Consider the following 11,842-nt stretch of genomic DNA (forward strand, 5'->3'; position numbering starts at 1 on the left):
TTTGCCACATTCCTGTAACAAAGCCCCTGTATATTCAGTGGTGGAGGTGCAGAAGATGAAAAAAATGATAGCGATATGTCTTCTTACAACGATGTCATTTTTGACTTTAGTCGGGTGTGATGTAAAAGGGAGTAGTACTGTTCAAGAGTCTAAAATAAAGAAAGCGACGTATAAAGAGTTTACTTATGATGTCAATCCAGAGACTTTCACGTTAACTGTAGAACATGATGGTGTAAAGGAACAGGCGTCACAGCCGTTACCGAAAATGAAGGTGTCGAATGTAAAAAAAGACAAGGGGCGTACATCTTGGGAATATCCAGATCAAAAAGTAAAAGTGAATGTAGAAAAGAAAAAAGATCACTTAAATATTGAAGTGGAATCAATTGGTGCAGAAAGCTTCACATGGCCGAAAGTACAAGCTGAAAATTATACACTTCCGTTATGGGAAGGGAAGAGAATTCCGAGTAATGATGAAAATTGGAAGAAGTTTTTAAAGGATGATGCATATTCATTTGCTGAATTATTTTCTATGAAGTTTTTTGCGTTAAATGGTTCGAAATATTCCATTGTATATATCGCAAACAATATGTTTAATAATGAATTGAAATTTCATTCGGATCCGAAAATAGGATTTGATTTTATACATGAATTCCCGAGTATAAATAAAAGTAAAACATATGGATTTCAATTATATGTGACAAATAATGATGCAGTCAGTATTGCTAAACTGTATAAGGATAATATTGCTGGAAAAGGTGAATTTAAAACATTACAAGAAAAGGCTAGAAAAAATAAAGAGATTGAAAAACTTTATGGTGCAGCTCATTTTTATTTTTGGAACCAAAATGGTTTGTCTGACAGTAATGTAAATTGGCCAAAGATAAGAGAGCAAATAAATAGTCCTGTATTTAGCCATATAAAAGAACTTATTCAAAAGAATAGTTCGGAGCCTGGGGAATTGAATGTATTTGAGCAAGTAAGTAAACAAGATTTCATTGATCAGTACCAAAAAAATGTTATTTTGCGTTATGTAAATGAAGTATTAGCAATGAAGGGATTTTATAAAGACGATATTTTCCAAAACGTTGATCAGGAAGCTAGTGCGCTAATAAAAAAAGGTGTAGGTCACTTAACGAAGACAGAATTGTATAGCTTAAATAAGCATTTATTAAAGTCGCTACTGGGTGATGCGGTTGAAGAGATAAGTAAATGGGGTAATGCAGATGGAATGGACATATTAAAGGAAATGAAAGAGGCAGGAATAGAAAAAGCGTGGATTGGTCTGCCGAACTGGGAACAAGGATTTATGCAACCTAATTTCGTGACAAAAGCTAAGGAAACGGGGTATTTAGTTGGTCCGTATGATTCATATCATTCCATTCACGAAAAAAGTGATAAAAATTGGAACACAGCATCCTTTAATGACCCATCATTATACGAAGAGGCTACTGTAACGAAGAAAAACGGAGAAAAGGTGCAAGGATTTTTAGGAAGAGGTCGCAAGTTAAACCCGACTTTATCGCTGCCTAGTGTAAAGGAACGTATGAATGATATATTACAAAATGGACCTAAATATAATTCATGGTTTATTGATTGTGATGCGACAGGTGAAATTTATGATGACTATTCGGCAAAACATATAACAACACAAGAACAAGATTTAAAAGCAAGACTGCAACGAATGGATTATATTGCGCAAGAAAAAGGTATGGTAGTGGGCTCAGAAGGTGGAAATGACTTTGCAAGTAGCACGATTGCATTTGCGCACGGTATTGAAACACCTGTTATTAAATGGGACGATGAAGATATGAGGAAAAATAAAACAAGCCCGTATTATGTGGGGGGATACTGGTCACCGAATCAAAATGTTCCAGAAAAATATGCAAAACAAGTACCGTTAAAAGAAGAATATAAACAAGTGTATTTAAACCCTGTATATTCAGTGCCATTATATAAATTAGTATACAACGATTCTGTGATTACAACGCACCACTGGGAGTGGGGAAGTTTGAAAGTAAAAGATGAGGTCGGGAACCGTATGCTATACGAATTATTGTATAATGTTCCTCCGTTGTACCACTTAGATGAAGTAGAGTGGAATAAGCATAAACAAGAAATTACGCAGCACCTGAAAGTTTGGAATGATGTTCATGAAAAGGCAGTAAAAGAAGAAATGACGAACTTTGCGTATTTGTCAGAAGATAAGTTAGTTCAATCTGCTTCTTATGGAAAAGATATTAAAATTATTGTGAATTTCTCGAATGAAGAGATAGAAATAGAAAAGACGAAAATGAAAGCAAAATCCGCTTTCATTAATAATCATGGAAAGAAAACAATGTATACACCGTTTGAAAAAAAATAATATGAAATGTACATTACTATATTCATACAGATTGCATTGTTAATTTTGCTAACTTTTTAGGGGGAATCGAACGATTCGAAATGAATGAATTTATAAATCGGTAATTTCGGATACTACGAAATGTTAAATATTTGAAGTTAGAAAATAGTGACTTGCCAAAAATAAGCACGAGAGTATAATGTGAAATGGAATACATATTGGATTTATCATGTAACCTTACAAAAATGTAAGGTGATTGAAAGGAAATTCAATATGAAGATTGCTAGACATACATTATACTAGGGAAAGAGAAAGAGAGGCGAATGAAAATGAGCTCTGAATTAGAACAAAATACGAGAAGCAGTAAAAAACGTTCTAAAAGAAAGTCAATAAAATGGTTCATTTTAATTCCATTTTTCCTACTTATTTTTGGAGGAGTAGGATATGGATCATTAATATATAATAAAGCAAAAGCTGTTGTAAGTGATGCGTATGCACAAATTGATAAATCATCAAAACGAGATAAAGAAGTTGAGCCTTTAAAGGATAACATTTCTATTTTAATTATGGGTGTAGACGGCAGCGAAATGCGTAAAAGCCAATATGGTGAAGCTGTTCGCACAGATGCACTCTTATTAGCAACAATTAATAAAAATGATAAATCAGTTAAATTAGTAAGTATTCCACGTGATTCACGTGTATACATTCCATCTAGAAAAAAATTAGATAAAATTACACATGCACACGTATTTGGTGGTGTTGAAAGTACACGAGATACGGTGGAAAGATTTTTAAATGTTCCTGTTGATTATTATGTGAAGTTTAACTTTGAATCATTCGTACAAATTGTCGATTCACTTGGTGGTATTGATATTGATGTACCAGTTACTTTCACTGAACAAGATAGTAAAGACCAAGCGGGTATGATTCATTTAGAGAAAGGCTACCAACATTTAAATGGAGAACAAGCACTTGCGCTTGCAAGAACGCGTAAAATTGACAGTGATGCAATGCGTGGGCAAAGACAACAACTTGTAATAGAAGCAATTGCTAAAAAAGCGATGTCTGTTCAATCTATTAGCAAAATGGGCTCTTTACTTGATGCGGTTGATAAAAATATGAAAACGAACTTAACTTTTGATGATATGCTTGCTATTACAAAAAATATGGCAGGATCTAATTTGGAAATGGAAAAAATGCAAATAGAAGGTACGGATAAACGTATTGGAGGTATTTATTATTACATTCCAAATGAAAAAAATGTAAAAGATATTTCAAAAAAATTAAATGAGCATTTAGGTGTAACGCCAAAGCCAGTTCGAAATGAATAATAAAAAAAGATTGGCCTTTGCCAATCTTTTTTTATCGAGATGGAGTTGTAACTTTTCTGTAACGATTTTTTATCCCACTTTAATGGGCAGTAAGACCCCCACCTCAAAATGCAGCGAAAGCAAAGAATTTAGGTGGGGGTCGGGCTGCCCATTAAAGTCCGATTGGTGAGGGCTAATAATCAGTGGGGGATGAAGAAAACCCCCACTGATTAAAGTTTCACTTTATTATAGAAAACTTATACTTAAATCATTTCAATTTATATAAACAAAAGGTGCAATTATACGATATACTAGAGGAGACGATTTGGCAATTAACTCCTAATGCTGAAGAGAAGCAAATATAATTCATCAAAACTATAGAACGAATTGAATTGATGGGAAATCGAAATAGGCTAAAGCAAGTTTTCTTGAATATTGTTCAAAATGCCATTAAATATTCACATAAAAATGGTAAAGTATATATTGAAGCGACTAAAAAAGAAGGACAAGCAGTAATAAAGGTGAAAGACGAAGTGATTGGAATTGCTAAAGAGCATTTACCATATATAGAACAGTCATTTTATCAGATTAATAACCGTTCGCTATCGTTAAAAAATGGTAGAGCTTCATGGAGGTACAATTTGTATTATAAGTAAAGAAGGAATAGGAACAACCATTTTGATAAAACTCCCATTATAATACATATAAAGTCTGTTTATATAGTGTAATAAAATAAATAGATGTATAATTATATTGGGTGATTTATATATAAGATTAATAGGGAGAGGAATTCGATAGAATGGAAAAAGCTTTAAAAATTAAACGAGTAGTGGTCGTTTTAATAGCGATTGCAGCAGTAGCTATTGGGTATTTCATGTTTCAATCCATTACTTCACCAGCAAAGGCTGTTGCAAAACAAGAAAATGTAGTGCAGCTTGCAAGTGAACAACCGAAAGTAGAAATGAATAAAACGGCCCCAAGTCGTTTTAATGGAAAAGAAAGAAAAGTTGCTTATCTTACATTTGATGATGGCCCAGGGAAATATACGGCTGAATTGTTAAATACGTTAAAACAGCATGATGCGAAGGCGACGTTCTTTTTAATCGGAGCAAATGTAAAAGAATTTCCGGATTTAGTGAAACGTGAAAATGCAGAGGGTCATTATGTAGGTATGCATAGTATGACACATAATTTTGCGAAGTTATATAAAAATGGTGAGTATGTAAATGAGATGAAAGAAGATCAAAGCTTAATCGCAAATATTATTGGAAAATCACCTAAATTAACACGTCCGCCATACGGTTCGATGCCTGGATTAAATGAAGGTCTTCGAAATAAAGTGGTAGAAGGCGGTTTTAAAGTATGGGATTGGACAATTGATTCATTAGACTGGAAATATAACAAAATGCAAGTTGATGCAGCTGCAGCACAAATTGCTCAAAATGTATTAACAAATGCAACAAAACCACAAGAAGTCATTTTAATGCATGACATTCACCCACAATCAGTTGCTGCTGTACCAGCAATTTTAAAAGGGTTAAAAGAAAAGGGTTATGAGTTTGAAGCTTATCATGAAGAGAGTCACTTCCCAGTGAATTTCTGGCATGATAACCGTATGTAATGGAGGAATGAACGTTGAAGTATGGAAAAGTAGCAGTAGTTGGAGCACTATCAGTAGGACTATTAACAGGTTGTTTTGGTGAAAAACCAGAAGAAAATCTATATACAGCTTTTGAAACAGCGGCGACACAAGAAAAATCATTAGTTGATGAAGCGAAGAAATTAGAGAAGTTAGAGAAGGAAGGTCAAGAACTATATTCTCAAATTTTACAAGAAGGTAAAGATCATAATGACGCTGTTATGAAGAAAATAGAGCAAGCTACTGCAAATGTAGATGAACGTGAAAAAGTATTGAAAAATGAGAAAGAAATGCTAGAAAAAGCGCAGAAAGAAACGAAATCTATTCAAGGAAATATAGAGAAGCTTGAAGATAAGAAGTTACAAAAACAAGCGAAAGCAGTAGAAGATTCATATAAAAACCGCTATGATGCATTCAAAAAGATGAATGAAAATTATACGAAGGCGTTAGCGACTGAAAAAGAACTGTATGAAAAGTTAAAAGTAAAAGAAACGAAATTAAAAGAGATTGGTGAAAAAGTTAAAGCTGTTAATGAATTAACTGTGGAAGCACAAAAGTCAAAAGAGCAATTTAACAATTTTACAAAAGAGTATAATGACAGTAAATTAGCATTCTACAAAGATGCAGAGATTAAGATTAAAGATCAGAAATAAAGAAGAATCTTAAACGTAATAAAAAGCCGGGGAAACATCGTCACAAATGTTTTTTCGGTTTTTTACGTTAAATGAATAGAAAAGACTGGAATTGATATCATAAAAGAGTTATAGTGAATTATTCTAAGGGAAACATTGTAAAGTAAGGAGAGACTGGAAATATGTCATATGAATTTTTACTCAAATTAGGTTTAGCGCTCTTTTTAGGATTATTCATCGGGATAGATAGGCAGCTAAAGAATAAACCGCTTGGCGTGAAAACAAGTATGGTTATTTCTGTAGCAAGTTGTTTAATTACGATGGTTTCAATTGAATCCGTACATGTATATTCTGTTCCAGGGCATACAAATATGGATCCAATGCGTTTAGCTGCTCAAATTGTGAGCGGGATTGGTTTTCTTGGAGCAGGTGTTATTTTACGAAGAAGTAATGATGTTATTTCGGGATTAACGACAGCTTCTATGGTGTGGGCTGCTTCAGCTTTAGGTATAGCAATTGGGGCAGGATTTTATTTACAAGCGACGGTTGCTATGATTTTAATCATTTTAGCGATTAACGTACTTCCGCAACTTGTGAAAATTGCAGGTCCTTATTCATTAAGACAAAAGGATTTATCTATAAAAATTACTGTAAAAGAGCACCATGAGTTAGACGGTATATTTAAGCAAATTAAAAATCTAGGTATGCATGTGAAACGCGTAAAAATTAAAGATATAGATAGTGGGGCATTTCAGCAACTGGAGATGGTTATTTTAGCTCCAGAAGACTTGTATACGACGGAGTTATATAGTTCCCTAAAAGAGATTGATCGAGTAGTTTCAGTTGAAGTGGAAAGTAGATAATGGTGATAAAAAAGAGTGAAGTTCAAATTCACTCTTTTTTAATTTGGATTTTTAAGGAAAGAAATTGATATAATGGTGAATAACAAGGGGGAGAAATGATGGAAATACATATTAGAAGAGCGATAAAAGATGATATACCAGGTATAGCAAAAGTACATGCTGATAGCTGGAAAACAACGTATAAAGGGATATTTGCTGACGAAATTTTAAAAAATATAACATATGAGCAACGGGAAAAACAATGGGAAAATATTTTTCAACGAGAAGATAAATACCAATATAGATTTGTAGCAGAGACTGTGGATGGAACAATAATCGGATTCATTGATGGGGGAGTTGAAAGAAGTGGTGCATATAATTGTGATGGAGAATTATATGCGATCTACCTTTTACAAGAGTATCAAGGAATGAAAATAGGACAAAAGTTATTTCAAGCTTTACTATCTGAATGTATAAAAAATGATATGCAATCACTTTTAGTATGGGTTGTTACGAATAATCCTTCTAAAAAGTTTTATGAAAAATTTAATCCAGAAAAAATTGATACGAAATTTTTAGAGCGAGTACAGGTAGAAGAGACAGCTTATTGTTGGAGAGATATAAATAATATTATTATGTAAACTTTATGTTTGAAAGAGGTATACCTCTTTTGCCTCACTCGAATGGTTTGGACATAATGCGAAAGATATATTAAAAGAAGAAATGAAAGTTTTAACAAATAGAAATTTAGAAGTAGTAACTTCTTAATATAAAATGATGTAAGAGTCTCTCATTGTAGAGACTCTTTTTTTTATAAAAAATAATAACCAAAAATTACCATGTATTTAAATTAAAATTTAACACAATTTATATATAAATAAGGAGGTGATTGGTAATGGCTAGAAATCGTAATTCTAATCAATTAGCATCACATGGAGCACAAGCGGCTTTAGATCAAATGAAATATGAAATTGCACAAGAGTTTGGTGTACAACTTGGCGCTGATACTTCTTCACGTGCAAACGGTTCTGTAGGCGGTGAAATTACAAAACGTCTTGTAGCGATGGCAGAACAACAACTTGGTGGCGGATATACTCGCTAATTGTAGAAGGTTATAGGAGAAAGGAAGGATTCTTCCTTTCTTTTTTTTTTCAATTAATTGGTATGGATATATTGCGAACAGGATTCAAAGAATAGGAATAGTACTATATTTTCCCCAATTTCTTTTGTTGTGAATGGGAAGTAGTAAAGATGTAATAGCCCTGGTGGAATGAAAAATCACGTTCCAGCAGGGCTATTATATGGTAAGAAATATATGATGAAAGGTTCCGAAGTCAACATGTTAAAAAAAGAAAACTGTTGTTTAATTGCGCTTGCATCAGTTCCACTTGTTATGACGTTAGGGAATTCAATGCTTATTCCAATTCTGCCGACTATTGAAAAGAAATTACATATTTCATCATTTCAAGTATCCATGATTATTACAATATACTCTATTGTAGCCATTTTACTTATACCGATTGCTGGTTATTTATCAGATAGATGGGGACGAAAGATGGTAATGGTTCCGAGTTTGCTGATTGCGGCTATAGGAGGAGCGATAACTGGTTGGGTATCTTGGAAAGTTGATAATCCCTACACTTGGATATTAATCGGTAGAGCGATTCAAGGTATTGGTGCTGCTGGTGCGATGCCAGTTGTTATACCGTGTGTTGGTGATTTATACAAAGATGAGAAACAAGTTAGCACAGGTTTAGGAATCATCGAAACATCCAATACGTTTGGAAAAGTGCTGAGCCCTATTTTAGGATCTGCTCTTGCTGCTATTGTATGGTTCTTACCATTTTGGGCGATTCCAATTTTATGCGTAATATCAATTGTTTTATTACTCGTTCTCGTAAAGGCAAAGAAACAAGAAGGAGAAGTACCGCCACTTAAAGAGTTTATCAAATCTATTCTCGCTACGTTTCGAGAAAAGGGAAGATGGTTGATTGCCATTTTTGCATTAGGTGCAATTATTATGCTTATTTTATTCGGAATTCTCTTTTATCTGTCGACTATACTGGAATCAAAGTATGACATTCATGGTATATGGAAAGGGTGTGTACTTGCTATCCCGTTACTTGTACTGTCACTTAGTTCATATATGGCTGGTAAAAAAATTGGAGATAATCAGAACGTTATGAAGAAGTGTATTTATATTGGTTTTTTAATGGCTGCTGCATCAGTTATCATTCCTTTATTTATAAAAGGGATTTATTTACTACTTCTTTGTCTCGTTATTATGGGGATAGGAATTGGTATGGCACTCCCATGTTTAGATGCTCTTATTACACAAGGGATTGAAAAGGAGCAAAGGGGGACGGTTACGTCATTTTATAGTTCTATGCGATTTATCGGTGTAGCAGCTGGACCACCTCTATACTCTTTTTTCATGAAAGGTGCTGACCATGAAGTGTTTTATGTAACAAGTATATGCGCTGTTATCGGTGCTGTTATAGCGATCATTTGGATTAAACCAGCAAAAGATGCAAAGAACGTAAAACAGAAACCGGAACCTACTTCATAATTTGAAAGAGAATTGCATGATGTTTTCAGTAACATGCAATTCTCTTTCGTTCATTAAGAATAAATAACTTGTTTTAACATATAAAGCGCGACACCCCATATGATGAGACCAGAAAATTGATTTAATAACACGATTGTCTTTCCGGTTGAGTCCATTCTTTTTAGAAATTTCCCCGCGAAAGCTAAGCTTATAAACCAAATCCACGAAACGATAATAGTTGCAAGTGTGAAAGCCCATTTTTCACTTCCTATGTATTGAATAGAATTTGTTCCGATTACACCGATTGTATCTAAAATTGCATGTGGATTTAATAACGAAACCGATGCAGCAAAAAGGATTTGCTTTTTTAATGGCATGCTGTTTTCTTGTTTTATATCGTTGGAAGGGTTACTTCTCCAAATAACAAAGCCCATATATAGGAGAAAGAAAAATCCAATTATATATAACGTGTTAGTTAGCCAAGAAAAAGTAAGGAGTACAAGGGAGACACCTTGCACCGCAATTAATATAAGTAACGTATCACATATAGAGGCAGTTAATACGACAGGGGCTGTCCTCCAAATGTTTGGTTGGCTCGCACCTTGATTAAAGACGAAAACATTTTGGACGCCTAATGGAATGATAAGACCAAATGCAAGAATGATACCATGAATAATTGCCTCACTCATCATATTACCTCCTATTTAAATTTATTATGATAGTGTATATTGTATAGAAGAAATGAAAATTTGTATCCATCCATATGGTTGGGGAGGTTACCAACCAAAAAGAATATAAGGTGATATGATGGAAAGATCTTTTTGGAAACCGAATATGTCTCTAGCGACACCTCTGTATAAACAAATAGAAACGTATATAAAAGAAAGAATCGTTAATGGAGAATGGACTATTGGAACGAAATTACCTTCACAAAGAGATTTGGCACATACATTTGGTGTGAACCGGAGTACAATTGTAATGGCTTTCGATGAGCTAGTGGCAAAGGGATACATTGAAGGGAATGGCAGGAAAGGAACAATTGTTGTAAAGAATAATGAGAATACTTCTACATACGCACCCCCGCCTAATTGGCAGTCTTATGTAGAAACAGGACTCCATTATCCGAATCTGCCTGCTATTCAAGAAATAAATCAAGCTGAATTTTATCCACATGTAATTCGTTTAGGAACAGGTGAACTCGCGCCAAGTCTTTTACCTGAAAAAAAGATGAAAAATATTATGAGTAAGCTTTTAAAATCGAGCATGATACTTAGTTATGAAGAACCGAAAGGAAATTTCTATTTAAGGAAGAAAATTGCGGACTATTTAAAAGGACATGGTGTATATGTAACTGCTGATTCTATATTAATTGTTTCAGGAGCAATTCAGGCATTGCAACTTATTTCTATGGGGCTTCTACCAAAAGGGGCATCTATCTTATTAGAAAAACCATCTTATTTATATTCTCTTAATGTTTTTCAATCAGCAGGAATGCGATTAATTGGTATACCGATGGATGAGAACGGTTTACATGCATCATACATTCCAAAATATAAGAAGCAATTTAATGCATCTATATTATATACAATCCCGTCTTTTCATAATCCGACGAACTTTAGTATGAATGAGAAGAAACGAATAGAAGTGATGGAAATATGTAATGAAATTGGATTGCCTATTATAGAGGACGCAGTATATCAAGATTTATGGTTTGATGAGCCTGTTTCAAAACCTTTAAAAGCATATGATAAAAACGGAATTGTACTACATATCGGGAGTATGTCTAAAGTCATTAGTCCAGGATTAAGAATTGGATGGATTGTTGGATCTGAGCCAGTCATTAAAAGATTGGCAGACATAAAAATGCAAACAGATTATGGATCGAGTTCTATATCCCAGCAAATTGCAGCGGAATGGTTTACAAATGGATTGTATGATGAACATTTACAGTTTGTAAGAACTAAGTTGAAAAAACGCAGAGATTTTATGTTACAAATGTTAGAGAAATATTGTCATGATATAGCAACTTGGTATGAACCGGCAGGTGGTTTTTATATTTGGTTACATATGAATATACCTGTGTCAAATCGTAGCTTATTTGACAGAGCTTTGAAAGAAGAGATTTTATTGAATCCAGGTACTTTGTATGATAGAAGCGCAAAGCAATATTTGCGTCTATCCTATTCATACGCAACGTTAGAAGAAATTGAAATAGGTATTAAAAAACTTGCACAACTAATGAAAAAGTAAGAGGAGAAAGTAATGAAACAATATGTCATTTGCCAAATTATCAATGGAGAAAAATATTTAGCTGCTTATGCGGAGACGAAGCAGGAAGCAATTGAAAAAGCAGAATTGTTAGGATTACGAACGGGAAATCGATACACCGTTATTACCGCAGAGGAAGCAGCAGGGTTAACGTACCCTTAAACAACGTATAATAATAATGCAGAAAGTAAATAAGCCTAGTAATATATTATTACTAGGCTTATTTTTTTGAAAGCGTTACGTGTTCTCGTATGAAAAGTAA

11 protein-coding genes and 2 pseudogenes are annotated in these 11,842 nt (G+C 33.8%); 12 read left to right on the forward strand and 1 reads right to left on the reverse strand.

Features of this window, described 5'->3' with window-relative positions:
- The first annotated feature begins 55 nt into the window (after nt 1-55).
- From ACZ76X_RS15290 to bcbE, 10 genes and pseudogenes are all read left to right on the forward strand, one after another.
- On the forward strand, nt 56-2,362 hold the full coding sequence (locus ACZ76X_RS15290) for a glycoside hydrolase (RefSeq protein WP_479850887.1): 2,307 nt from the start codon (nt 56-58) through the stop codon (nt 2,360-2,362).
- 308 nt (nt 2,363-2,670) lie between these two features.
- Nucleotides 2,671-3,672, forward strand: coding sequence for an LCP family protein (locus tag ACZ76X_RS15295; RefSeq protein ID WP_479850888.1), 1,002 nt, complete (start codon nt 2,671-2,673; stop codon nt 3,670-3,672).
- Between the two features lie 236 nt (nt 3,673-3,908).
- Nucleotides 3,909-4,350, forward strand: a pseudogene (locus tag ACZ76X_RS15300) (sensor histidine kinase); the annotation flags it as partial.
- A gap of 100 nt (nt 4,351-4,450) precedes the next feature.
- Nucleotides 4,451-5,272 carry a peptidoglycan-N-acetylglucosamine deacetylase gene (locus ACZ76X_RS15305; protein WP_098671348.1) on the forward strand — a complete coding sequence of 274 codons (822 nt, stop codon included), beginning with the start codon at nt 4,451-4,453 and terminating at the stop codon, nt 5,270-5,272.
- A gap of 14 nt (nt 5,273-5,286) precedes the next feature.
- Nucleotides 5,287-5,943 (forward strand): YkyA family protein, encoded by a 657-nt coding sequence (locus tag ACZ76X_RS15310; protein WP_342719095.1) that lies wholly within the window; start codon nt 5,287-5,289, stop codon nt 5,941-5,943.
- Nucleotides 5,944-6,104: 161 nt separating this feature from the next.
- Nucleotides 6,105-6,785, forward strand: a complete 681-nt coding sequence (locus tag ACZ76X_RS15315; RefSeq protein ID WP_000119508.1) for an MgtC/SapB family protein — start codon at nt 6,105-6,107, stop codon at nt 6,783-6,785.
- A 98-nt stretch (nt 6,786-6,883) separates the two neighbouring features.
- The gene (locus tag ACZ76X_RS15320) at nt 6,884-7,405 is read left to right on the forward strand and encodes an N-acetyltransferase family protein (protein ID WP_479850889.1); all 522 of its coding nucleotides are present in this window, start codon (nt 6,884-6,886) and stop codon (nt 7,403-7,405) included.
- Between the two features lie 28 nt (nt 7,406-7,433).
- Nucleotides 7,434-7,532 (forward strand): annotated as a pseudogene (locus ACZ76X_RS15325) (sugar phosphate isomerase/epimerase family protein); the annotation flags it as partial.
- A 127-nt stretch (nt 7,533-7,659) separates the two neighbouring features.
- Nucleotides 7,660-7,866: an alpha/beta-type small acid-soluble spore protein gene (locus tag ACZ76X_RS15330; protein WP_000113545.1), complete on the forward strand. Its 207-nt coding sequence runs from the start codon at nt 7,660-7,662 to the stop codon at nt 7,864-7,866.
- A gap of 237 nt (nt 7,867-8,103) precedes the next feature.
- A complete protein-coding gene (gene bcbE / locus ACZ76X_RS15335) occupies nt 8,104-9,333 on the forward strand; it encodes a bacillibactin exporter BcbE (RefSeq protein ID WP_479851167.1) in 1,230 nt (409 codons plus the stop codon).
- Nucleotides 9,334-9,386: 53 nt separating this feature from the next.
- On the opposite strand, the gene ACZ76X_RS15340 is transcribed toward bcbE, so the two are convergent.
- On the reverse strand, nt 9,387-10,001 hold the full coding sequence (locus ACZ76X_RS15340; RefSeq protein WP_479850890.1) for a LysE/ArgO family amino acid transporter: 615 nt from the start codon (nt 9,999-10,001) through the stop codon (nt 9,387-9,389).
- Between the two features lie 115 nt (nt 10,002-10,116).
- Here ACZ76X_RS15340 and ACZ76X_RS15345 point away from each other — a divergent pair, with 115 nt between their 5' ends.
- Nucleotides 10,117-11,562 (forward strand): aminotransferase-like domain-containing protein, encoded by a 1,446-nt coding sequence (locus ACZ76X_RS15345; protein ID WP_479850891.1) that lies wholly within the window; start codon nt 10,117-10,119, stop codon nt 11,560-11,562.
- Between the two features lie 12 nt (nt 11,563-11,574).
- Nucleotides 11,575-11,742 carry a DUF3933 family protein gene (locus tag ACZ76X_RS15350; RefSeq protein ID WP_076536952.1) on the forward strand — a complete coding sequence of 56 codons (168 nt, stop codon included), beginning with the start codon at nt 11,575-11,577 and terminating at the stop codon, nt 11,740-11,742.
- The last annotated feature ends 100 nt before the right edge of the window (nt 11,743-11,842 follow it).

The organism is Bacillus sp. BC05(2025) (genome assembly GCF_056725905.1).

Bases quoted from the DNA above. Each gene is read 5' to 3' on its own strand.
- ACZ76X_RS15290 (WP_479850887.1), top strand. From the start codon at position 56: ATGAAAAAAATGATAGCGATATGTCTTCTTACAACGATGTCATTTTTG.
- ACZ76X_RS15295 (WP_479850888.1), top strand. From the start codon at position 2,671: ATGAGCTCTGAATTAGAACAAAATACGAGAAGCAGTAAAAAACGTTCT.
- ACZ76X_RS15305 (WP_098671348.1), top strand. From the start codon at position 4,451: ATGGAAAAAGCTTTAAAAATTAAACGAGTAGTGGTCGTTTTAATAGCG.
- ACZ76X_RS15315 (WP_000119508.1), top strand. From the start codon at position 6,105: ATGTCATATGAATTTTTACTCAAATTAGGTTTAGCGCTCTTTTTAGGA.
- ACZ76X_RS15320 (WP_479850889.1), top strand. From the start codon at position 6,884: ATGGAAATACATATTAGAAGAGCGATAAAAGATGATATACCAGGTATA.
- ACZ76X_RS15330 (WP_000113545.1), top strand. From the start codon at position 7,660: ATGGCTAGAAATCGTAATTCTAATCAATTAGCATCACATGGAGCACAA.
- bcbE (WP_479851167.1), top strand. From the start codon at position 8,104: ATGTTAAAAAAAGAAAACTGTTGTTTAATTGCGCTTGCATCAGTTCCA.
- ACZ76X_RS15340 (WP_479850890.1), bottom strand. From the start codon at position 10,001: ATGAGTGAGGCAATTATTCATGGTATCATTCTTGCATTTGGTCTTATC.
- ACZ76X_RS15345 (WP_479850891.1), top strand. From the start codon at position 10,117: ATGATGGAAAGATCTTTTTGGAAACCGAATATGTCTCTAGCGACACCT.
- ACZ76X_RS15350 (WP_076536952.1), top strand. From the start codon at position 11,575: ATGAAACAATATGTCATTTGCCAAATTATCAATGGAGAAAAATATTTA.